Annotated in this window: 21 protein-coding genes and 1 pseudogene; 14 read left to right on the top strand and 8 right to left on the bottom strand. The window is 40.5% G+C overall.

Translation table 11 applies throughout. The features are described from left to right. Positions 1-22 precede the first annotated feature (22 nt). The 5 genes from ACYQ0N_RS06680 to ruvX all read left to right on the top strand — a co-directional run bounded on the left by ACYQ0N_RS06680 (position 23) and on the right by ruvX (position 6,785). Positions 23-1,129 carry a carbamoyl phosphate synthase small subunit gene (locus ACYQ0N_RS06680; RefSeq protein ID WP_460162250.1) on the top strand — a complete coding sequence of 369 codons (1,107 nt, stop codon included), beginning with the start codon at positions 23-25 and terminating at the stop codon, positions 1,127-1,129. A 1-nt stretch (position 1,130) separates the two neighbouring features. Then, complete coding sequence (gene carB, locus ACYQ0N_RS06685) at positions 1,131-4,325, top strand: carbamoyl-phosphate synthase large subunit (protein WP_460162251.1); 3,195 nt, start codon at positions 1,131-1,133, stop codon at positions 4,323-4,325. Between the two features lie 324 nt (positions 4,326-4,649). Beyond that, the gene (locus tag ACYQ0N_RS06690) at positions 4,650-5,420 is read left to right on the top strand and encodes a dihydroorotate dehydrogenase electron transfer subunit (RefSeq protein WP_177531286.1); all 771 of its coding nucleotides are present in this window, start codon (positions 4,650-4,652) and stop codon (positions 5,418-5,420) included. Next, the gene (locus ACYQ0N_RS06695) at positions 5,420-6,337 is read left to right on the top strand and encodes a dihydroorotate dehydrogenase (protein ID WP_177531287.1); all 918 of its coding nucleotides are present in this window, start codon (positions 5,420-5,422) and stop codon (positions 6,335-6,337) included. The genes ACYQ0N_RS06690 and ACYQ0N_RS06695 overlap by 1 nt, the downstream gene beginning before the upstream one ends. Positions 6,338-6,347: 10 nt before the next feature. Beyond that, the gene (gene ruvX, locus ACYQ0N_RS06700; protein ID WP_177531288.1) at positions 6,348-6,785 is read left to right on the top strand and encodes a Holliday junction resolvase RuvX; all 438 of its coding nucleotides are present in this window, start codon (positions 6,348-6,350) and stop codon (positions 6,783-6,785) included. On the opposite strand, the pseudogene ACYQ0N_RS15465 reads toward ruvX, so the two are convergent. Beyond that, positions 6,782-7,488: pseudogene (locus ACYQ0N_RS15465) on the bottom strand (sulfite exporter TauE/SafE family protein). The gene ruvX and the pseudogene ACYQ0N_RS15465 overlap by 4 nt on opposite strands. A 23-nt stretch (positions 7,489-7,511) precedes the next feature. Beyond that, positions 7,512-7,682, bottom strand: coding sequence for a hypothetical protein (locus ACYQ0N_RS06715; protein WP_177531291.1), 171 nt, complete (start codon positions 7,680-7,682; stop codon positions 7,512-7,514). Between the two features lie 168 nt (positions 7,683-7,850). Between ACYQ0N_RS06715 and ACYQ0N_RS06720 the strand changes: the two genes are divergently transcribed. The 6 genes from ACYQ0N_RS06720 to ACYQ0N_RS06745 all read left to right on the top strand — a co-directional run bounded on the left by ACYQ0N_RS06720 (position 7,851) and on the right by ACYQ0N_RS06745 (position 14,418). Further along, the gene (locus tag ACYQ0N_RS06720) at positions 7,851-8,363 is read left to right on the top strand and encodes a tRNA (cytidine(34)-2'-O)-methyltransferase (RefSeq protein WP_177531292.1); all 513 of its coding nucleotides are present in this window, start codon (positions 7,851-7,853) and stop codon (positions 8,361-8,363) included. Further along, the gene (locus ACYQ0N_RS06725) at positions 8,363-9,235 is read left to right on the top strand and encodes a DegV family protein (RefSeq protein ID WP_460162253.1); all 873 of its coding nucleotides are present in this window, start codon (positions 8,363-8,365) and stop codon (positions 9,233-9,235) included. The genes ACYQ0N_RS06720 and ACYQ0N_RS06725 overlap by 1 nt, the downstream gene beginning before the upstream one ends. A 126-nt stretch (positions 9,236-9,361) precedes the next feature. Beyond that, on the top strand, positions 9,362-10,582 hold the full coding sequence (locus ACYQ0N_RS06730; RefSeq protein WP_177531294.1) for a phosphoglycerate kinase: 1,221 nt from the start codon (positions 9,362-9,364) through the stop codon (positions 10,580-10,582). Between the two features lie 76 nt (positions 10,583-10,658). Next, a complete protein-coding gene (tpiA, locus tag ACYQ0N_RS06735) occupies positions 10,659-11,435 on the top strand; it encodes a triose-phosphate isomerase (protein ID WP_460162254.1) in 777 nt (258 codons plus the stop codon). 84 nt (positions 11,436-11,519) lie between these two features. After that, entirely contained in the window at positions 11,520-13,034 is a 1,515-nt protein-coding gene (gpmI, locus tag ACYQ0N_RS06740) for a 2,3-bisphosphoglycerate-independent phosphoglycerate mutase (protein WP_460162255.1), read from the top strand. A gap of 55 nt (positions 13,035-13,089) precedes the next feature. Further along, positions 13,090-14,418, top strand: coding sequence for an MATE family efflux transporter (locus tag ACYQ0N_RS06745; RefSeq protein ID WP_460162256.1), 1,329 nt, complete (start codon positions 13,090-13,092; stop codon positions 14,416-14,418). Positions 14,419-14,472: 54 nt separating this feature from the next. On the opposite strand, the gene gatB is transcribed toward ACYQ0N_RS06745, so the two are convergent. The 4 genes from gatB to ligA are packed head-to-tail and all read right to left on the bottom strand — an operon-like array spanning position 14,473 to position 19,675. Then, the gene (gene gatB / locus ACYQ0N_RS06750; RefSeq protein ID WP_177531298.1) at positions 14,473-15,909 is read right to left on the bottom strand and encodes an Asp-tRNA(Asn)/Glu-tRNA(Gln) amidotransferase subunit GatB; all 1,437 of its coding nucleotides are present in this window, start codon (positions 15,907-15,909) and stop codon (positions 14,473-14,475) included. A 12-nt stretch (positions 15,910-15,921) separates the two neighbouring features. Beyond that, a complete protein-coding gene (gene gatA, locus ACYQ0N_RS06755; RefSeq protein WP_460162257.1) occupies positions 15,922-17,385 on the bottom strand; it encodes an Asp-tRNA(Asn)/Glu-tRNA(Gln) amidotransferase subunit GatA in 1,464 nt (487 codons plus the stop codon). A 17-nt stretch (positions 17,386-17,402) separates the two neighbouring features. After that, on the bottom strand, positions 17,403-17,675 hold the full coding sequence (gene gatC, locus ACYQ0N_RS06760; protein WP_460162258.1) for an Asp-tRNA(Asn)/Glu-tRNA(Gln) amidotransferase subunit GatC: 273 nt from the start codon (positions 17,673-17,675) through the stop codon (positions 17,403-17,405). 14 nt (positions 17,676-17,689) lie between these two features. Then, entirely contained in the window at positions 17,690-19,675 is a 1,986-nt protein-coding gene (gene ligA, locus ACYQ0N_RS06765) for an NAD-dependent DNA ligase LigA (protein WP_460162259.1), read from the bottom strand. A gap of 219 nt (positions 19,676-19,894) precedes the next feature. Here ligA and ACYQ0N_RS06770 point away from each other — a divergent pair, with 219 nt between their 5' ends. From ACYQ0N_RS06770 to ACYQ0N_RS06780, 3 genes are all read left to right on the top strand, one after another. Beyond that, positions 19,895-20,329 carry a hypothetical protein gene (locus ACYQ0N_RS06770; protein WP_460162260.1) on the top strand — a complete coding sequence of 145 codons (435 nt, stop codon included), beginning with the start codon at positions 19,895-19,897 and terminating at the stop codon, positions 20,327-20,329. A gap of 174 nt (positions 20,330-20,503) precedes the next feature. Next, a complete protein-coding gene (locus ACYQ0N_RS06775) occupies positions 20,504-21,685 on the top strand; it encodes an iron-containing alcohol dehydrogenase (RefSeq protein WP_460162261.1) in 1,182 nt (393 codons plus the stop codon). A gap of 16 nt (positions 21,686-21,701) precedes the next feature. Beyond that, positions 21,702-22,721 (top strand): SDR family oxidoreductase, encoded by a 1,020-nt coding sequence (locus ACYQ0N_RS06780; RefSeq protein WP_460162262.1) that lies wholly within the window; start codon positions 21,702-21,704, stop codon positions 22,719-22,721. A 161-nt stretch (positions 22,722-22,882) separates the two neighbouring features. On the opposite strand, the gene ACYQ0N_RS06785 is transcribed toward ACYQ0N_RS06780, so the two are convergent. Both ACYQ0N_RS06785 and ACYQ0N_RS06790 read right to left on the bottom strand, forming a co-directional pair. Then, positions 22,883-23,290: a NifB/NifX family molybdenum-iron cluster-binding protein gene (locus ACYQ0N_RS06785; RefSeq protein WP_460162263.1), complete on the bottom strand. Its 408-nt coding sequence runs from the start codon at positions 23,288-23,290 to the stop codon at positions 22,883-22,885. After that, a complete protein-coding gene (locus tag ACYQ0N_RS06790; protein WP_460162264.1) occupies positions 23,291-23,662 on the bottom strand; it encodes a DUF134 domain-containing protein in 372 nt (123 codons plus the stop codon). Positions 23,663-23,757 lie beyond the last annotated feature (95 nt).

Below are 23,757 nucleotides of genomic sequence, written 5' to 3' on the forward strand. Positions count from 1 at the left end.
TATCTGTGAAAGGAATGGTTAGATGTCTTTGTTTAATCAAAGTGAAAAGGCTTACCTGCTTCTTGCCGACGGTACCGTCTTTGAAGGACACAGTTTCGGAGCAAAAGGGACCGTAACCGGAGAGGTGGTTTTTACTACCGGCTTGACAGGCTATCAGGAGACGCTTACAGATCCAAGCTATTACGGTCAGATTGTCGCTCAGACTTTTCCGCTTATAGGAAATTACGGGGTAAACGACGAGGATTTCGAATCTGCCAGATCTTATGTAAGCGGTTACATTGTAAGAGAATGGTGTAATACTCCGTCAAATTTCCGCTGTCAGGGAACGATAGAAGATTTTCTTATAAAGCAAAATATTATCGGTATTCATTCGATAGACACCAGAAGCCTTACGAGAAAAATTCGTGAAGTCGGCGTAATGAACGGAATTATTTCTACAGAAGACGTTTATGAAAATAAGGACGAGCTTTTAAAGAGTCTGCATGAATATAAAGTAAGGGACGCAGTAAAAAATGTTACCGGAACAGAATTCAGAACATATTGCGGCGAGGCTCCGAAATATAAGGTTGCGCTGTTTGACTTCGGATATAAAAGAAATATTAGAAACGAGCTTGTAAAAAGGGGCTGCGAGGTTACGGTGGTTCCGGCTTATACTACCGCTGAGGAAATTAAAGAAATTTCACCTGACGGAATCATGCTGTCCAACGGTCCGGGAGATCCGGCTGAAAATACTGAGATAATTGAAAATATAAAAGAAATAAGCCGACTGGGAATCCCCATATTCGGAATTTGTCTGGGCCATCAGCTTATGGCGCTGGCTCACGGCGGCAGAACAGAAAAGCTGAAATACGGACACAGAGGAGCAAATCAGCCTGTTGTCGACAAGACGCTTGACAGAACGTTTGTAACAAGCCAGAACCACGGTTATGCGGTTATCGGCGACAGTATTGATCCGAATATTGCCGAGGTTTCACATTTTAACGCTAATGACGGAACCTGCGAGGGAATGAGATATAAAAATATTAATGCGTTTACAGTTCAGTTCCATCCGGAAGCCCACGGCGGACCGCAGGATACTGAATATCTGTTTGATGAATTTATAGAAATTATTAAAAAGGAGATGCGCTGATATGCCTTTAAGACAGGATATAAAAAAAGTACTTGTTATAGGTTCGGGGCCTATCGTAATCGGACAGGCGGCGGAGTTTGACTATGCCGGAACTCAGGCATGTCGTGCATTGAAGCAGGAGGGACTTGAGGTAGTTTTAATAAATTCTAATCCTGCTACCATCATGACAGATAAGGCGATGGCAGATAAGATTTATATCGAGCCGCTGACGCTTGACGCGGTAAAAAAGATAATAGAGATTGAAAAACCCGATAGCGTTTTATCTACACTGGGAGGTCAGACCGGTCTTACGCTTTCAATGCAGCTTGCAGAAGAAGGCTTTCTTGACGCTAACAACGTAAAGCTTCTTGGCGCCAATCCGCTGACTATACATAAGGCTGAGGACAGACAGGCATTCAAGGATACGATGGAAAAAATCGGAGAGCCTTGTATTCCGTCAAAGGTGGTTGAAACAATCGAGGACGCCGTCAGCTTTGCCGAGGTAATAGATTATCCCGTTATTGTGCGTCCGGCGTTCACTCTCGGCGGAACAGGCGGCGGTATTGCAGAAAATGAAGAGCAGTTAAGGGATATTGCTAAAAACGGCTTAAGGCTTTCTCCGATAACACAGGTTCTAATTGAGAAGTGCATAAGCGGCTGGAAGGAGATTGAGTTTGAAGTTATCCGAGACAGTAAGGGTAATGTTATAACCGTTTGTTCGATGGAAAATTTTGATCCGGTTGGCGTTCATACCGGCGACAGCATTGTAATTGCACCGGCCGTAACTCTTTCTGACAGGGAATATCAGATGCTCAGAACAGCGTCTTTGAATATTATTTCTGAATTGGAGGTAGAGGGCGGTTGTAACTGTCAGTTTGCGCTTCATCCGGAATCGATGGAATATGCTGTTATAGAAGTAAATCCAAGAGTATCCCGTTCGTCGGCGCTTGCATCCAAGGCGACAGGCTATCCTATTGCTAAGGTGGCGACAAGAATAGCTATAGGATATACTCTTGATGAGATTATCAATCAGGTTACCGGTAAAACTTACGCATGCTTCGAGCCTGCGCTGGATTATGTTGTGGTTAAATTTCCTAAGTGGGCGTTTGATAAATTCGTGTATGCGAAACGAACTCTCGGAACACAGATGAAAGCTACCGGAGAAGTAATGGCAATAGGAACGAGCTTTGAGCAGGCTATGATGAAAGCGGTACGCTCAACAGAGCTTGGCGTTGATTCGCTTAATATGAAAAAGTTCTCAGAGCTTGACACTGACGAGCTGCTTGAAAAAATACCTCATGCCGACGACGAAAGAGCGTTTCAGGTTTATGAGCTGTTAAAGCGCGGTATTTCCGTTGAACAGCTTCATGAAATAACCCTCATTGACGAATGGTTTTTAAATAAGCTTAAAAATCTTGTCGAGCTTGAAAAATGGCTCGCGGACGGAGAGCTTACAGAGGATAAATATCTTACTGCTAAACGATACGGTTATCTTGACAGCACAATAGAGCGTATGTCCGGACAGGAATGCCCCGTAAAAAGGAAAGCTGTTTATAAAATGGTCGATACCTGCGCCGGAGAGTTTAAAGCTGAAACACCTTATTTTTATTCAACGTATGACGAAGAAAACGAAGCAAAGCAATTTATTGAAAGAACTGATAAGGGAAAGAAGAAAATAATAGTATTCGGCTCCGGACCGATAAGAATAGGTCAGGGTATAGAATTTGATTACTGCTCCGTTCACTGCGTATGGTCGCTTAAAGAGGAAGGGTATGAGGCTGTAATCTGCAATAACAATCCTGAAACTGTTTCCACGGATTTTGATACCGGCGACAGGCTTTATTTTGATCCGCTTACAAAGGAGGACGTCGAATCTATTATTGAAACCGAGCAGCCTTACGGGGTTGTGGTGCAATTCGGCGGACAGACTGCTATTAAGCTTACCCGTCATCTTGCCGATATGGGAGTCAATATTCTGGGTACTTCTGCCGACAGTATAGACGCTGCGGAGGACAGAGAAAGATTTGACGAGCTTCTTGAAAAGTGCGGCATACCGCGTCCTTCAGGATATACCGTTATGACTACGGAGGAAGCGGTTGAAGCTGCGGACAAGCTTGGATATCCGGTTCTTTTACGTCCTTCATATGTATTGGGCGGTCAGAATATGATTATCGCTCATTCCGAAAAGGATGTCGTAGAGTATATGGGAATTATCACCAGAACGATGATTGAAAATCCTGTACTTATTGATAAATATATGATGGGTAAAGAGGTTGAGGTTGACGCAATCTGTGATGGAACAGATTTCCTGATACCGGGAATCATGGAGCATATAGAGAGAGCCGGCGTTCATTCGGGCGACTCAATTTCTGTATATCCTGCGCAGACATTATCAGAAAAAATCGTTGATACGCTGATCGAATACACCAGAAAGCTTGCTTTTGAGCTTAAGGTCATAGGTCTTGTAAATATTCAGTATGTAGTGTATAATAACGAGGTTTACGTTATCGAAGTAAATCCTCGTTCTTCAAGAACAGTTCCTTATATAAGCAAGGTAACAGGTATACCGATGGTTGATATAGCTACGAAAATTATGCTGGGTAAAACGCTTAAGGATCAGGGCTATGAAGGCGGACTATATAAGAAAAGTAAGTATGTTGCCGTTAAGGTTCCTGTATTTTCATTTGAAAAGCTTCAGGACGTCGATACAATGTTAGGTCCGGAAATGAAGTCGACAGGCGAGTGTCTGGGAATTGCCGAAACCTTTGAAGACGCTTTGCTTAAGGGACTTATAGCTGCCGGATACGATTTGAAAAAAGAGGGCGGAGTTCTTATATCCGTTCGTGATACAGATAAGCAGGAAATAATCAATATTGCCGATAAGTTCGCACAGATGGGATTCGAGCTTTACGGAACCAGCGGTACGGCGAGTATGCTGAACAAAAATATGATAGCTACCAATTTAGTAAATAAGATTTCCTCAAATGAAGAACCTAACGTATTGTCCCTGCTTGAAAGCGGAAAGATACATTATGTTATTTCGACCTCTGAAAAGGGACGTCTGCCGGCCAGAGATAGTGTAAAAATGAGACGCAAGTCTGTCGAGCGTTCTATATGCAGTCTTACCGCAATAGATACCGCCAGAGCGCTTGCGAACGTTCTCCAGACAAACAGAACAATAGACGACGTTGAAATGATTGATATTACAAAAATATAATTTTATAGGGGCGGAATTTTATTCCGCCCGAAATTATAATAATAAATAATTGAATTGCTGAAAGAAAATTTAAGTAATTAGGGATAAATCAGCTTAGATAATTATGTTATACCTGTGAAATAAAATAGGAAGATTATTATGAATGGATTTGTTACGCCGCCGAATCATTTAAATTCATTTATTTATTGTAACTCAGGGAGAAGAGCCTGTCATAATCAGGAAATATAAGCGTTTAATTACTCATTCCGTTTGGAATAACGCCGACACGGAAACGATTATAATTGGCATAACTGTAATATAATTTTTATTAAGAAAGGAAAGCTTATGAAATATACACAGGGAAAATATCAGATAGCAGGCAAACGCGCGCTTGCGAAGGATATATTCAGCATAGATATAAAGTGTCCGGAAATAACGGAAATTGCCTGCCCGGGACAATTTGTTCACATTCTTCCGCCCGGCTTCACATTAAGGCGACCGATATCTATATGCGATATTGACAAAAAAAGCGGAACGCTTCGAATTGTATTTATAACTAAGGGCGATGGGACTAAGGAAATCGCAAAGCTTAACGAGGGAGAGCTTATTGATATGCTTGCGCCTCTCGGTCACGGCTTTACTATTGATAATAGCTTTAAAAAGATAATACTTGTTGGAGGAGGAATAGGAACGCCTCCTATGCTGCCGCTTGCTAAAATATACGGTGAAAGAACGACTGTTATTTCCGGTTTCAGAAGTGCGGAAGCTGTAATATTGCAGAGGGATTTCAAAGCCGCCGGAGCAGAAACGATATTATGTACCGACGACGGCTCTACAGGCAGAAAGTGCCTGGTTACCGAACCTCTTGCCGAATTGCTGAAAGAAGGAAACGCCGACGCAATATATGCCTGCGGTCCGGCGCCGATGCTTAAAAGAATTTCAGAGATTGCAGAGAATTCGGGAGTATTCTGCGAGGTATCCTTAGAGGAAAGAATGGGCTGCGGAATAGGAGCGTGCTTGGTTTGCGCCTGCAAAACAAGAAAAGACGGAGAAGAGCATTTTGCTCACGTATGTAAAAACGGACCTGTATTTAATTCGAAGGAGGTTATTTGGTAATGGCTGATTTATCTGTTAATATCTGCGGAGTAGATTTTAAAAATCCTGTTATACCGGCTTCCGGAGTTTTCGGATACGGCCGGGAATATGAAGAACTTTTTCCTTTATCAAAGCTTGGCGGTATAGCTACTAAGGGAACCACAATAACCAAAAGAAACGGCAATCCGTCTCCCAGAATAGCCGAAACACCGTCCGGTATGCTCAATTCCGTCGGACTCCAGAATCCGGGAATAGATAAATTTATTTCAGATGAGCTTCCTAATCTTATGTCAAAGAACACGGTAATAATCGCAAATATCGCCGGCTCAACTGCTGAGGAATGCGCTGAAATTGCCGCAAAGCTCGACAATACAGACGTTCATATGATTGAGCTTAATATATCCTGTCCTAACGTAAGGCAGGGGGGAATGGCGTTCGGCGCAACCTGCGACGGAGCTGCCTCTGTTACACGGCTTGTAAGAAAAGCTACCGATAAGCCGCTGATTGTTAAATTGTCTCCGAATGTTACCAGTATTGCAGATATTGCTAAGTCCGTTGAAGCCGAGGGGGCGGACGCCGTATCTCTTATAAATACGCTCTTAGGCATGAGGATAGATATCAATACGCGTCGCCCTATACTAAGAAATAATATGGGCGGTATGTCGGGACCGGCTGTATTACCGGTGGCGGTCAGAATGGTATGGCAGACTTCCGGTGCTGTAAATATTCCGGTAATAGGCATGGGAGGTATATCATCGGGAGCTGACGCCATAGAAATGATGATGGCAGGCGCCTCGGCCGTTCAGATAGGCGCGGCGATTTTTACAGATCCCTATGCGCCTGTCAGGATAATAGAAGAAATCAACGAGTTTCTTAACAGCCATGGTATTTCCGATATAAAGGATATTATAGGCGCAGTAAGCGTATGGCGGGAGTGAAAAATAGCTTATGAAAATTATAGCTGTTGATTTCGGCGATTCAAGGACCGGAATTGCAATGTGTGATAAAACAGAGATGCTGGCTTCGCCGTTATGCGTTATTAATGAGAAGGATTTTGATGAATGCATAAAAAAAACCGCTGAAATAATAGCGGAAAATAAAGCGGATATCGCGGTTGTAGGCTATCCTAAAAATATGAACGGCACAATAGGCGAAAGAGCTGAAAAATGCGTTTTGTTTTCAGAAAAACTGAAAGAGTCTGCAAATGTGCCGGTTGAGCTTTGGGACGAACGCTGTACCACCGTTTCGGCGCATAATTATTTAAATACAACAAATACCAGAGGCAAAAAGAGAAAAGCGGTTGTTGACGCAGTAGCGGCTACTATTATACTTGAAAGCTACATGGGATACAGGAAAAACAGCGGTAAAGGCATAGCCGAATTTTAATCTCTAACCTTGGTAAACAGCTCCTTTATACCGGTTAGCAGAACAAAAACCGCAAATATTTTGGTCAAATATTCGTTTCCAATATTCTTGGCTATAATACAGCCTATAACTGCTGTTATAATTCCGCAAATAACGGACGGTATTATTTTTTTCCATTTAACCAGCTTGCTTTTAGTGTGAATTATAACAGAAAGCAGGGCTATGGGAATAAAGAAAATTAAATTTATACCTTGAGCGTCAAGCTGAGTGTAACCGGCAAATATGGTCATATACAGTATCAGTATCATGCCTCCGCCAAGACCGAGAGAAGCGAATATGCCGGTTAAAAATGCTGCGGCAAGAATCCAGAAATTCATTTTATAAATAACCTTAATCCGGAAATTATAAGTATTATTCCGAACGCCTTTTTTAGATATTTTGGTGCGATTTTTTTCATTATTATACCGCCTATTATCGCTCCGGCAAGTCCGAAAGGAATTAACCGGAGCGAATCCGGCAGTATTTTATCGCTGTTTCTTATATAGAAAAAACAGCTTACAATGCTTAACGGAAGTGTTAAGGCAAGCGAGGTGGCGTGGGATTCTTTAGTTGTTATACCGGATTTTTTGAGCATCGGCACGGCGATTATACCGCCGCCAGAGCCGAAAAGACCGTTAGCAAGACCGGTTATCAAGCCAAGAATGTAAAAATATAGCTTTCCCACGTACTCCTCCTGTATTTCTTTGGTTAAAACATTGACGAAAAGCAATCGGCAACAGAAGCAAAGGCCTTTACTGCTTTACCGGTATTCCTTTTAAGCTGTTTCTTTTTTCTGTCCGGTGATTTTGAAATCATATAGCATGCCGTTCCGACCACCGCGCCGGCAGCCATGCCTTTTATCATAGCTTTAGTTTCCATTTGAATCTTCTCCATTTTATTTTTCTTATCAGCTATAGCGCTGAATTTTTTGCTTACAATGGTATTATGCATAAAGGATTTGATAAAATACATAGCTGCTGCGTTCCAAATTTTTCAATATTGTTGAAATTTTTTTTGATTTCTGATATAATATATTATGGTGAGTTTATGAAAAATTTAAATATTGTTCTTATTGAACCGCAGATACCTCAAAATACGGGAAATATAGCTCGAACCTGTGCTGTTACCGGCGCAAGGCTTCACCTTATTAGACCGTTCGGATTTGAAATAACAGATAAAAATTTAAAAAGAGCCGGTCTTGATTATTGGGATAAGCTTAATATCAGTTATTATGATAATATTTCAGAATTTTATGAGCAGAATAACGGTAACTATTATTATTTTACAACTAAAGGAAGAAGCGTTTACAGCGAAGTTGAATATCCCGATAATGCTTATATTATTTTTGGCAGGGAAGATAAAGGGATAGATGAAAAAATATTATTTGAGAACGAAAAACGCTGCGTCAGAATTCCAATGAGAAATAATCTGAGAAGCCTTAATTTATCTAATTCAGTAGCAATTGCCGTATATGAAGTATTAAGGCAATGGAATTTTCCGGATCTTTCAAAAGAAGGACGCCTGACGCAATATAGCTGGAATCAGAAAGGTGGGATATAATGCAGAAGATTAAAATTATAACGGATTCGGCTTGTGATATTTCTAAAGAGGATGAAAAAAGGCTTGGTATAAAGATCATGTCCTTTCCAGTCATTGTAGACGGAACTGCTTACAGGGAAAGAATTGATTTTACAAATGAAGAATTTTATAATATGATGGATAACGCCAAAGAGATGCCTACAACGTCGCAGCTTACCCCATATGAAATACTTGAGGTTTACAAGGAACTTTATAAGGAGGGCTGGACGGATGTTATTTATGTTACCATTTCATCTACGGGCTCAGCCACTTATAAAAACGCGCTTTCCGCAGCCGATGAGTTTAAAAAGGAGATAAAGGAATCCGGCAGCAGCATGAGGATTTATGTTGTAGATTCAAAGAACTATACCGGAGTTTACGGTTATCCTGTTATGCAGGCGGCTCTGAAGGCTCAGAAGGGGGAAACTCCTGACGAGATTATTGATTATCTTAAGGAATGGTTTGATTGTGCTGAAGTACATTTTGTTCCTATGACTCTTAAATATGTAAAGAAATCGGGTAGAGTGACTGCCGCTGCGGCTTTTGCAGGCGAATTGCTGGGGTTGCGTCCGCTTATTAAGATTGCCGGAGGGGTTTCAACTGTTATTGAGAAAATCAGAGGAGAAAAAAATATTGTTTCTAAGCTGCTTGCCGACGCCGAAAGATCTATGACGCCTAAAACGCCTTATATTATGGTTAAGGGAAGCGAATCTGCCTTGACAGACGAGCTTGCTGCTGAAATGACAAGAAAGTTCGGTTATCCTCCGGAATATACCGTGCAGATAGGGGCGGCAGTCGCATGTAACGCCGGTCATAATGTTGTTGGATTTATAATACGCGGCATTCAGAAATAGAAATTTTTCAATATACTAAAAAAAGCTTGCAAATTAAAGGGAAATAGTGTAAAATATAAATGGTTGTTAAAATTATAACAGCCTTGGATTGTATATGTATATAAATGAAAGGATGTTTAGGATAACATGGCAGGTTTAAACAAGGTTTCAATTGACGACATTAACGTTAACGGCAAAAAGGTTTTAGTCAGAGTCGACTTCAATGTTCCTCTTAAGGATGGAGTTATAACAAACGATAACAGGATACAGGCGGCTCTTCCTACAATCAAGAAGCTCGTAGCCGACGGAGGAAAGGTTGTTCTTTGCTCACATCTCGGTAAGCCTAAGAACGGTCCTGAGGCTAAGTTTTCACTTGAGCCGGCAGCTAAAAGACTTGGTGAACTTGTTGACGCTAAGGTTACGTTTGTCGGAGACGATACAGTAACCGGCGAAACAGCTAAGAAAACAATAGCTGAAATGAATAACGGTGAAATTGTTGTTCTTCAGAATACAAGATTCCGCGGCGCTGAAGAAACAAAGAACGGGGAGGCTTTTGCTAAGGAATTGGCAGACCTCGTCGATAACGAAGTATTTGTTATGGACGCTTTTGGTTCTGCTCACAGAGCTCATGCTTCTACAGCGGGAGTTACAAAATTTGTTTCTGAAACTGCTGTGGGTTATTTAATGCAAAAGGAAATCCAGTATCTCGGAAATGCGGTTGAGGTGCCTGAAAGACCGTTTGTGGCTATACTCGGCGGAGCAAAGGTTGCAGATAAGCTCAATGTTATCTCTAATCTTCTTGAAAAGTGCGATACCCTGATTATCGGCGGAGGTATGGCTTATACCTTCCTTAAAGCTAAGGGCTATGAAGTAGGCACTTCACTTGTTGATCTTGAAAAGGTTGATTATTGCAAGGAAATGATGGCAAAGGCTGAATCTCTCGGCAAGAAGCTTCTTCTTCCGGTTGACACTGCCGTATCCGTTTCATTTCCGGAACCTATAGACGCTGAAATTTCTGTAGAATATGTTGAATCAAAAAATATTCCTGCTGATAAAATGGGCTTGGATATCGGACCTAAAACCCAGGAGATTTTTGCTGAAGCTGCTAAATCTGCCAAGACAGTTGTTTGGAACGGTCCTATGGGCGTATTTGAAAACCCTGTGCTTGCTAAGGGTACAATTGCCGTTGCCAAGGCTCTTGCTGAAACAGACGCTACTACAATAATCGGCGGCGGCGATTCTGCGGCGGCTGTTATGCAGCTTGGTTTCGCTGATAAAATGAGTCATATCTCAACAGGCGGCGGAGCTTCGCTTGAATATCTTGAAGGCAAGACGCTTCCCGGCGTTGCTGTAATTGCAGATAAATAATATCTAATCCGGAGAACGAGGATATTTCCTTGTTCTCCTTATTGTGAAACAAACATTTGATTAAGGAGTAGTTAATATGAATAAATCTTTAAGAAAGGCAATTATTGCCGGTAACTGGAAAATGAATAAAACAAGACCTGAGGCTAAGGAGCTTCTTGAAGCTATTAAGCCTTTGGTTGCCAATGCTGACGGTAAGGTTGAAGTTATTGCCTGCGTTCCTTTTACAAATCTTGAAACAGCAATTAATACGACGTCAGGTTCAAATGTCAAGATCGGTGCGGAAAACGTACACTTTGAAAAGAGCGGAGCCTATACGGGTGAAATCTCAGCCGATATGCTGGTTGAACTTGGTGTGGAATATGTTGTTATCGGACATTCGGAAAGAAGACAGTATTTCGGAGAAACGGACGAAACTGTTAATAAGAGGACAAAGGCTGCTTTAGCAGCAGGTCTTAAGCCTATTGTCTGCGTTGGAGAGCTTCTTTGGGAACGCGAATGCAATATTACTGAAGAAGTAATTGCACGTCAGATTAAGCTGGATTTGTATGATGTTTCTGCCGAGGACGTTAAAAAGACTGTTATCGCCTATGAGCCGGTCTGGGCTATCGGTACAGGCAAAACCGCCACTGCGGATCAGGCGGAAGAGGTTTGCGGATTTATTCGTTCGACGCTTGCTAAGATATATGACCAGGCAACTGCAGACGCTATAACAATTCAGTACGGCGGATCAATGAATGCCGGCAACGCGGCAGAGCTTCTTTCAAAGCCTAACGTTGACGGCGGACTCATCGGAGGCGCGTCACTTAAAGCGGCTGATTTTAATACAATCGTTCAGGCGGCTGTTGAAGGATAATAAATAAAAATCTGCTGATAATATAATTCGGATAAGATTATAAATCTTCTGTTGCTATAACAGTTTATTGGAAAGGTCAAGTTTATGTGTAAAAAACCTGTTGCTTTAATTATAATGGATGGCTTTGGCTATAACGCTGACGATTACGGAAATGCAATAGCCGCGGCAAAGAAACCTAATATTGATAGGTATATGCAGGGGTCCCATACTTATATCGGAGCAAGCGGTCTTGATGTAGGACTGCCGGACGGTCAAATGGGAAATTCAGAAGTCGGACACACAAATATAGGCGCCGGCCGAATAGTATATCAGATGCTTGTCAAAATTTCAAAATCCATAAAGGACGGAGATTTTTTTGAGAATGCTGCTTTGAAATCAGCAATGGAAAACTGCATAGAAAAAAATTCTTCACTGCATCTTATGGGACTTCTTTCTCCAGGCGGCGTTCACAGCCACATGGAGCATCTTTACGGATTAATTGAAATGGCTAAGAAAAACGGAATTGAAAAGGTGTATGTTCATGCTTTTCTGGACGGGCGTGATGTTCCTCCGTCCTCAGCCGCAGAATATATGAGAGAAGCATGCTCTAAAATGAGCGAGCTGGGAATTGGTTCTGTCGCTACCATAATGGGGCGTTTTTATGCAATGGACAGAGATAATGCCTGGGATAGAGTTGAAAAAGCATACAATGCTATGGTTTTGGGAAATGGTGTTGAATGCGGTGATCCGGTTAAGGCGATTGAGGATTCATATGAAAACGGAGTTACCGATGAATTTATGCTCCCTACGGTATGTGATAAAAACGGTATGATCAGCGAGAATGACAGCGTAGTATTCTTTAATTTCCGTCCTGACCGTGCCAGACAGATTACAAGAGCGTTTGTTGAGGAAGGCTTCAGCGGATTTGAACGTAAAAAGGGATTTTTTCCGCTTAACTTCGTGTGTATGGCTCAATACGACGCTACAATGCCTAATGTTTCAGTTGCATTTCCTCCGGAATCATTGAACATGACATTCGGAGAATATATCAGTAAAATGGGCAGAACTCAGCTTAGAATAGCTGAAACTCAGAAATATGCTCATGTAACGTTTTTTTTCAACGGCGGTGAGGAAAAAACATTTGACGGTGAAGATAGGATACTTATAAAATCTCCTGATGTTGAAACATTTGACATGAAACCGGAAATGAGCGCTTACGAGGTTACCGACGCTGTTGTGGACGCAATAAACAGTAATAAATATGACGCTATTATTTTAAATTATGCAAACTGTGATATGGTTGGACATACCGGTGTATTTGACGCGGCAAAAGCGGCCGTTGAAGCGGTTGACGAGTGTGTCGGAAGAACAGTTGAGGCTGTTTTATCTAAAGGCGGAGTCGCATTTATAACGGCTGATCACGGAAATGCCGACAAGATGTATGAATCAGACGGCTCGCCGTTTACTGCCCATACAACCAATCCGGTACCGTTTATCGTTGTCGGTCTTGACTGCGAGCTTAGAGAAGGCGGAGTACTTGCCGATATAGCTCCTACAATGCTTAAGGTTATGGGGCTTGAACAGCCTGAAGAGATGACCGGCAAGTCAATTATTAAGTAGTTTTAAGGATTAAAATAAGGCGGAATATTACCGCCTTATTTTTTTTGGAGGTTTAATGAAAAATATAGATTTAACAAAAGAGCCTGTAAGAAAGGCTTTTATGCATTATCTTATTCCTGCCGTTCTGGCTACTATGGTTACTTCAATTTATATACTTGTTGATACTATAATGATCGGCAACAGAATTGGTGCGGACGCTCTTGCAGGTCTGAATATTGTATTTCCGCCTATTATGATATTCTTTGGCACAGGTAATCTGCTCGGTATAGGCGGTTCTGTTTTAATGTCCGTTGCTTTGGGCCGAAATGAGCAGAACGCTCAAAAGAAATATTTTACAACGGCGGTAATATCGGGTATCTTCATAGCGTTAGTTTATATGTTTATATTAATCGTATTTTTTAATCCTGTTATGCGTTTTCTGGGAGCTTCGGATGTAACAATCAGTTATATAAAGGATTATATGAAGCCGGTTATACCAGGAATCCCTTTTTTTATATTTTCAAGCATGATTCAGGCTTTTTTAAGAAATGACAAAGCCCCTAAGACTGCTATGGCAGGCTCATTATGCGGAGGTATACTGAATATAATATTGGACTATATATTTATGTATCCTCTTAATATGGGTATGTTTGGAGCTTCCTTAGCTTCTGTCATAGGACTTGTTGTTAATGTGGCGGTATTATGTACTCACTTTTTTGCAAGGAATAATTCGCTGAAGCTTTCTTTGAAGAATCTGCAACTGCGATTATTTGCGGACGTTATAAAATCCGGATTTCCGGTTTTCTTGACGGATATTGCTTCAAGCGTTTTGATATTTTTGTTTAATATTCAGCTTCTTAAATATTACGGCGTTATAGGAATAACTATTTACAGCATTATTTCAAATACGTCTTTGACGGCGGTATCGTTGTTTAACGGCGTTTCACAGGCTGCTCAGCCCATTACTGCCATGAATTATGGAGCAGGTAAATATGACAGAATCAAAAAGGTATTTAGACTTGGCGTAATAACATCAATAATTGTGGGCGCCGCGTTTACGATTGCCGGATTTATTATACCTGAAAGAATTGCCAATATTTTTGTAAAGCTTTCCGAAAGTGATATGTTTAATGCCAAGAAAGCAATAATGATATATTTTTCAGCTTTTTTATTTATGGGGGCTAATATTTTTATGCAGAATTATTTGCAGTCAATTGTTAAGCCTCTTTTGTCCCTGATAATTTGTGTTATAAGGGGAATAGTTTTAAGCGGTATAGTATTATTTATTTTGCCTGCTTTAATTGGCAAGATCGGTATATGGTTTGCTGTTCCTTTAGCTGAAGCTGTTACAGTTTTAATTTCAATAATCTTTTATAAACGAAGTCGTGATATTAAAAGCGGTTGAATTTGTAAAAAAGGCGTTTTTACATTATGTAAAAGCGCCTTTATTATTATGACATTATAACTGAAGCATTTTTGTAACAGTATCCTTGACTATTCCCGGATTTGCCTTACCCTTAGATGCCTTCATGCACTGACCGACTAAATATCCAAGTGCATTAGTTTTACCATTTTTATAATCGTTTATAGATTTTTCATTTTCTGCAAAAACTTCCTTAACAAGCTTTTCTATAAAATCAGAATCAGAATTCTGAGCAAGTCCCTTTTCATTAATAATGCTGTCAATATCTCCGTTATTTTTCATTAATTCTTCAAACACAGTTTTACCGGCAGAATTTGAGATTACGCCCTTTTCTATTTTTTCTATTAGCGAGCATAATTTATCGGCGGTTAAATTAGTTTCAGATATTAATTTTCCGGTTTCATTAGTATATTTTGAAATATCTCCAAGTATCCAGTTGCTTATGCTTTTGGGCTTGCATTTATTCATTGAACAGCATAAGTCAAATAAAGATGATTTTTCCATATCCTCTGCAATTAAAGTAGCGTCAATTTGGGATAAGGAATAATCGCTGACATACCTCTTTATTTTTATATTCGGCAGTTCGGGAATCTGTTCCTTTAGAGCCTTGATTCTTTCCTTGTCGACGACTATTGTCAGTAAATCCGGTTCCGGAAAATATCTGTAATCCTGGGCGTCTTCTTTTGAACGCATAGGAAAGCTCATTCCCTTTGGATCATCCCATCTTCTTGTTTCCTGAACGACAGTACCGCCGCTTTCTAATAATTCTATCTGGCGCTTTGCCTCGTATTCAATGCCTCTGACTGCGGCGCTGAAGCTGTTGACATTTTTCATTTCAGACCTTGTTCCGAATTCTGCAGCTCCTTTTTCTCTGACAGATACGTTTACGTCGCATCTTATTGATCCTTCCTGCATTTTACAGTCCGAAATTCCTATATATTGAAGTATGGATTTTATTGTTTCAAGATAAGCCTTTGCTTCGGCGGAGCTTCTTATATCCGGTTCGGAAACTATTTCAATTAGCGGAACTCCGCATCTGTTAAGATCCACAAGGGAACCTGAAAATGCTTCGTCATGCAAAAGCTTGCCAGCGTCTTCTTCAATATGAATTCTTGTTATTCCGACTGTTTTCGTTTCACCGTTCACCATAAATTCAACACTGCCGTTTTCACACAGCGGCACATCAGCCTGTGAAATTTGGTAAGCTTTAGGTAGATCGGGGTAAAAGTAATTCTTTCTGTCCTGCTTGCAGATATTATTTATAGTGCAGTTTAATGCATGTCCCATTTTTATTGCGTAATCGACTACTTTTTCATTAAGAGTGGGAAGTGTTCCCGGCATTCCCATGCATACCGGGCAAACCTGTGTATTTACTTCAAGTCCGAAAGCGTTTTTACAGTCGCAGAAAATTTTTGATTCAGTGTTTAATTCTGCATGTACTTCAAGTCCGATAACTATTTCATAATCCTTCATTTTAAACCTCCCTTAAAGCGTCTTTGAAATTACGTCGAAGCCGCCGCATAGCTGTTCATATCCGTATGCAGCATTTAAAAGCTGCTGTTCGCTGAACTTGCCGCCGATAAGCTGTAATCCCATTGGCATTGATCTGCTGTCTTTTCCGCATGGCAGACTGATAGCGGGGAGACCGGCGATATTAACTGTTACAGTGCATACGTCGTTATAATACATTTTTATAGGATCTCCGATATTTTCACCTATTTTGAAAGCGGAGGAGGGAACAGTCGGGGTTGCAATTATATTACATTCCTTAAACGCTTCGTCGAATTCTTGGCTTATTCTTTTCTGAACACGCTTAGCCTTTTTATAATATGCGTCAAAATAACCTGAACTAAGAACGAATGTACCAAGCATTATTCTTCTTTTTACCTCGTCTCCAAAGCCCTCGCTTCTGGTTTTTTCATACATATCTATAAGTCCTTCGTAATTTTCTGCTCTGAAGCCATACTTAACTCCATCAAATCTTGCCAGATTCGATGAAGCCTCTGCCGAGGCGATTATATAATAAGTATTAATTGCATATTTAGTGCTTGGAAGTGAAATTTCTTTTATTTCAGCGCCGTTTGCTTCCATTTCCTTAATAGCCTTCATAACGGCATCCTTAACCTCAGAATCTATGCCTTCTCCGAAATATTCTTTGGGAACTCCGATTTTAAGTCCGTTTAAATTGTTCCTTAGTTTTGCTGAATAATCAGGATATTCTATATTTTTTGAAGTGGCGTCGCGTCTATCATGACCGCAGATAAGACTTTGGAGCATCGCGATATCCTTAACGGATTTTCCGAGAGGTCCTATCTGGTCAAGAGATGAGGCAAACGCGACAAGACCGTATCTTGAAACGCTTCCATATGTCGGTTTCATACCGACTGTTCCGCAGAGAGCGGCAGGCTGCCTTATAGATCCGCCGGTATCGGAGCCTAAGGTAAGTATAGCTTCTCCGGAGGATATAGCTGCTGCGGAACCGCCTGAAGAGCCGCCTGGAACGCAGTCGGTATTATAAGGATTTTTTGTCAGATGCATATAAGATGTTTCTGTTGAAGATCCCATAGCAAATTCATCCATATTCATTTTGCCCAGTACCGTCATCTTCGCTTCATTTATTTTGTCCATAACAGTAGCGTTAAACGGCGGTATATAGTTTTCAAGCATTTTTGATGAACATGTAGTTCTGATTCCCTTTGTTGAGATATTATCTTTAATACCTATCGGTATTCCTGCAAGCGGGTGAAGGCTTTCTCCGGAAGCCAGAGCCTTATCGACTGCGGCGGCGTTTTCTTTTGCGGTTTTCTCGCATAACGTCACATAGGCTCCTATTTTATCTTCGGTTTCATGAATACGTTCCAAAACGTCGTCGCATATTTCAGCAGCGCTGCATTTCTTGCTTCTGAGCATTTCAGAAAGCTCCGCCGCGTTTTTTTCATATAACTTCATAGCTTTTAACTCCTTTATTATTCTACAGTTTTAGGAACTACAAGACAGCCTGCCTGAACCTCCGGCGCATTTGACAATAGTTCCTCGCGTTTGAATTTATTCGTTACAGCTATATCTTCTCTTAGAGTCATTGGGTTTTCTTCGTCAAGGAGAGTGAGCGGACCGTCAATATCAGGCATATTGTCTACCATATTGACGATCATTTCCATATCCTTTTCGAATTTTTCAAGCCTGCTGTCTTCGATTTTTAATCTGGAAAGCTTGGCTGTGTGTTTGATATCAATTTTCATAACTACCATCCTTTTTATTTAGTTATATCAATAAGCTCCTGTTCGCTTATTACTCTTATTCCGAGCTGCCGTGCCTTTATAAGCTTGCTTCCGGCGTCGTCACCGGCAACGACATAGTCGGTTTTTTTGGAAACTGAAGACGAAACCTTACCGCCTGATTTTTCGATTAGCTCCTGAGCGTCACGTCTTTTCATTGTGGGAAGAGTACCGGTAAGCACAAACGTTTTGCCGTTAAGTCGTTTATCCCCGTTATCCGACGAGGATTTATAAGACATATTAATGCCGTAACTTTTAAAACGGTTAATAATTTCAATCAGGTGAGGCTCCTTAAATGCCTTTTCAACATTCTGCGCCATAATATCTCCGAAGCCGTCAATCTGACTTATTTCCTCGGTAGACGCATTTATTATGCCGTTAATATCTGAAAATTTTTCACATAATAATTTTGCAGCTTTAGAGCCTATATTTTTTATACCAAGCGCAAATATAAGCCGGTCAAGATTATTATTTTTTGAAGCCTCTATTGCGTTAATGAGATTATCTGCGGATTTTTCAGCAAAACGGTCAAGCTCGATAAGCCGTTCCTTTTTTAGAGTATAAAGGTCTGCGACTGATTTAATAAGTCCCTTTTCCAAAAGTACAGTTATAATTGCGGGACCAAGACCGTCGATATTCATAGCGTCCTTTGATGCAAAATGTATTATATTTTTTAAGAGCTGAGCCGGGCAATCCGTGTTAGGGCATCGCAAAACGCTTTCATCGTCATATCTGACGGCAAGAGCGCCGCATACGGGACATACATCAGGTAAATGAAACGGAGCCGAATCCTCCGAATGGCTGACAGAACGAATAACCTCCGGAATAATTTCTCCTGCTTTTCTTACCAGTATGGTATCTCCAATTCTTATGTCCTTTTCGTCAATAAACTGCTGATTATGAAGTACTGCCCTTGAAACGCTTGTACCGGCCAAAATGATAGGCTCGAACAAGGCGACCGGAGTAATAGCGCCTGTCCTTCCCACGTTAACCTCAATGCTCAGCAGCTTGGTTTCCTTTTCCTCAGGCGGATATTTATATGCGGCGGCCCATTTAGGGTATTTAGCCGTTTCTCCCATTTTTCTGCGCTGCTCAAAATTATCTACCTTTATAACAACTCCGTCAATATCGAAGGAATATTTGTTTCTCATTTCTCCGATTTTTTTGATTTCCTCCGTTATTTCTTCATATGTTCTGCACTGTCTATACCCCGGAATAACCTTAAATCCAAGCTCTGCCATATAATCCAGCGACTGTTTATGAGATGTTATTTTCGCTCCGTCAATCTGCTGTAAATTGAATACAAAAATATCAAGCTTACGTTTTGCAGTAATTTTTGAATCCTTTTGCCTTAATGAGCCGGCTGCCGCGTTTCTTGGATTTTTAAAGGGCTGTTCATCATGAAGCTCTTGAATTTCTACAAGCTCGTTAAAGCTTTTTTTAGGCATATATACTTCGCCTCTTACTTCTATGAGTTCAAGAGGATATTTAAGCTTTAACGGAACGGATCTTATTGTCATAATATTTTCTGTTACATCTTCTCCGACAAAACCGTTTCCTCGCGTAGATCCAGTTTTAAAAATTCCGTTTTCATATTCAAGCGATACGGATAAACCGTCAATTTTAGGCTCTACAACGAATACCGGAGAATCAAGCTGTTCTTTGCATCTGTTTATAAAAGCTTCAACTTCCTCAAATGAAAAAACGTCCTGAAGGCTGGCCATCTGAACCTTATGTTCTATTTTATTAAAAGAAGTCAATACATCTCCGCCTACACGCTTAGTGGGGGAGGTTTCAAGAGCAAATTCGGGATTTTCTGATTCAAGCTTTATCAGTTCCCGCATCATTGAATCAAATTCAAAATCTGAAATCTGGGGATTATCCAAAATATAATAATTTCTGTTATGTCTTTCAATTTCTTCAGAGAGCTTCTTAATTTTTTCAAGGATTTCCGGCTTGTCCATATATATCTCCATTTCCGCCATAATATAGTCAGATTTATTGGCAAACATATTAATAATTATATCATATTTTATACAGTTTTTCAATAAAAAAACATCTTTAATAAAAATATTATTTAATAGGATTAAAGCGTTAAGCAATAAATTTATATTCGGTTTAGAATATTTTTATATAAACAGGCAAAATTATTAAAGATATTAAAAAATCAAAGGAGACTTATTATGATTGAACAGGATACCATAAGGTTGCTTCGGGAGTGCGACGCAGGTATAAAAATGGGAATATCTGCAATTGACGAGGTTATGAAATATGTAAAGAATGAAGAGTTGAAAAAAGTACTTCAAAACGGCATGAAGGACAATGAAGAATTAAAAAATGAGCTTTTAGAGCTTTTGAATGATTATCATGACGACGGAAAGGATCCCGGAGCAATGGCAAAGGGTATGTCTTGGATGAAAACAAACGTAAAATTAGCTGTAAATGAATCGGATAATGTTGTAGCAGATTTAATAACGGACGGATGTAATATGGGTGTTAAATCGCTTTTTAAATATTTAAACCAATATAAAGCGGCAGATGAAAAATCAAAAAAGCTTGCTAAAAAGCTGATTAGTATTGAAGAAGATCTTTCCTCTAATTTAAGAAAGTTTCTGTAAATTGAAACGGAGCGTTTTTTTCATGGCGCTCCGTTTCGCTTTAAAACCTGTGCATATAAAAAAATTGGAAAATACTATTGATTTCATTTAAAAATAATGGTAAAATAGCGGTAAAGAAACCGTATGCTTATGTTGGCGATTATATATGCCGCGGGCGGAGGATTGGAGATTATTATGGATAACTTTAATTTTTATAGTCCCACAGAATTTGTTTTTGGCAAGGGAAGAGAAAACGAATGCGGGAAGTATGTGAAAAAATACGGCGGTACTAAGGTACTTATTCATTACGGTTCAGGATCGGCAGTAAGGTCGGGATTGATCGGAAGAATAAAAAAGTCGCTGGAGTCGGAAAATATACCGTATGCCGAGCTTGGAGGAGTTAAGCCTAATCCACGTGATACCAAGGTTTATGAGGGTATAGAGCTTTGCAGAAGCGAAAATATTGATTTTATACTTTCAGTAGGAGGCGGTTCCTGTATTGACAGCGCTAAAGGCATTGCGGCAGGCGTCTGTTATAACGGGGATTTTTGGGACTTTTATGGTACGGATAAGCCGGTTGAAAGAGCAGTTCCGATTGGAACAGTGCTTACGATAGCGGCGGCTGGCAGCGAAGCTTCCGGTGCGTCCGTTATTACCAAGGAAGACGGAATGCTAAAGCGCGATACAGGTGCGGATTGCCTGAGACCGAAATTTTCGATACTTAATCCTGAGCTTACGTTTACGCTTCCGGCATATCAGACGGCATGCGGAGCCTCCGATATTATGGCTCATGTATTTGAACGGTATTTTACTAATACTAAAGAAGTTGAAATAACTGACAGATTATGCGAAGCTGTGCTTCTTACAATGATAAAGGAAATTCCAAGAGTAATGAATCAGCCGGATAATTATGAAGCAAGAGCAAATATCATGTGGGCGGGAACCGTAGCTCACAATGACATTGTCGGAGTAGGAAGAAGTCAGGATTGGAACAGCCATGCCATAGAGCATGAGCTTTCGGGACTATATGACTGTGCTCACGGCGCCGGACTTGCAGTGATTATGCCTGCATGGATGGAATTTGTTTATAGACATAATATTATGAGATTCGCTCAAGCGGCGACAAGAGTTTGGGGCTGTGAAATGAACTTTGAAAATCCGGAGGAAACGGCTGTCCAGGGAATAAAAGCGTTCAGAAGATTTTTACATGACATAGGAATGCCGATTAATTTTGATGAACTCGGCGCCAAAGAGGAGGACATTCCTTTAATGGTGGAAAAGCTGGGATTAGGCGAAGGAAAAACGGGAGGCTTCGTTTCTCTTTCTTCCGGGGACGTTACGGAAATTTTTCGTATAGCCGCAAAGGCAAAACTATAATTGAAAGGTAAATATAATGAAAGTATTGCTTATTGGAGGAACTGGAACTATCAGCTCAGCCGTATCGAAAAGACTTGCTGAACAGGGCTGCGAGCTTTATCTGTTAAATAGGGGTACAAGGAACATAGAACTTCCTGAAAACGCGCGTTGTATTCAAGCTGATATAAATAACGAATCAGATACGGCTAAAAAGCTTGGAAACAGCTTCTTTGATGCTGTATGCGATTTTATAGCCTTTACGCCCGAACAGACAGAACGGGATTTCAGGCTTTTCAGCGGAAAAACCAAACAGTATATTTTTATCAGTTCGGCTTCTGCCTATCATAAGCCGGTTTTAGATTACAGAATAACGGAAGGCACGGCGCTTGCCAATCCTTACTGGAAATATTCAAGAGATAAAATAGCCTGTGAGGATTTTCTTATGAAAATGCATCGTGAAAATGATTTTCCTGTAACAATAATTCGTCCCAGCCATACCTATGGAAATCGTTCTGTACCGGTGGGCGTTCATGGAAAAAATGGAAGCTGGCAGGTTTTAAAGCGTATGCTTGAGGGAAAACCCGTGATAATACAAGGCGACGGTACCTCGCTTTGGACTGTTACCCATAATACGGATTTTGCTGAGGGCTTTATCGGGCTTATCGGAAATCCGCATGCTGTCGGAGAAGCGTTTCAGATAACCTCTGATGAAACCCTTACATGGAATCAGATATATAAGATTATAGCGGATGCTTTGAGGGTTGAGCTAAAACCGTATTATGTTGCGTCTGAATTTTTAGACGCGGTCGGCGATTATGATTTTAACGGAAGTCTTACAGGTGATAAATCAAATTCTGTTGTTTTTGACAATACAAAGCTTAAAAATGCCGTACCGGAATTTAAGGCTGTTGTAAGAGCGGAAACGGGAATAAAACAGACTGTGGATTATGTACTTTCTCATAGAGAGTGTCAAGTTGAGGACAAAGAATTTGATGTTTGGTGCGACAAAGTAATAGAAATGCTTGAAAAGGCAAAAAAGGATATTAAAAATGAATAGTATTAAGGACAGATGCGCTTTATAACCGGAGCAAGCAGAGGAATTGGCTATCTTTCAGCAATATGGCAGAGCATGGATTCAATCATATTTTATACAGCTAAAGAATAAACAAGGATATGGTAAATTAACAACGGCAGACACGTAAAGTGTCTGCCGTTGTTTTATTTATTATCGCACTTATGACTTCCGCAGCCGTGAGCTCCGCAGGTGTGGGATTCACCTCCGTGCTCCTGTTCATGATGGCTACAGTGCACATTCGGGTCATATCCGAGATTTCCTGAGAGATATGAATTTACAGCCTCATCTGCGTTTCCGGTTACTCCTCCGAAAAGCTTAATACCGGCTTCTTCAAGCGCTTGTTTTGCTCCGCCGCCGATTCCGCCGCAGATTAATACGCTGACATTATTTGAAACCAGAAAACCGGCAAGCGCTCCATGACCGCTTCCGTTTGTATCAATAATGCTGGAGCCGAGTATTTTTTCGTTCTCAATTTCATAGAGTTTAAATTGAGCCGTGTGTCCGAAATGCTGAAAAATCTGACCATTTTCATAGGTTACTGCAATTTTCATTTATTTATCCTCCAAAGCTTTTTTGGAACATTGGTGTTTATGACAATATTTTTTGCAGCCTGTTTTGCATTGCTTATTATAACGGCTGCATGTAATATAATCTCCTCCGGAAATTAAAAGTATTTTACTGTTTACTATCGTGTCTGCTATTTTTCTCCGCGCTTCATTATAAATGCTTTGAACTGTTGTACGGGAAACATGCATCTGTGACGAGCATTCCTCCTGTGTGCAGTTTTGAAGATCAATCAGTCTTATTGCTTCATATTCATCGACTGTCATTTTAACATAATCTGTATTTGTAATTTTGGACGGAAAGAATTTTTCAGTTTGTGGTAAACGGCAAACAAACCTTTTCTTTTGCGGTCTTGGCATAAACACACCTCATTCTTTTTCATTCTATCACAGTTTCCGTCATATGTCAATTATAAAACGGCTAAAATATAAATTTTATTCCAAAATGCTATAAG

This window comes from Ruminococcus sporogenes, from assembly GCF_054655175.1.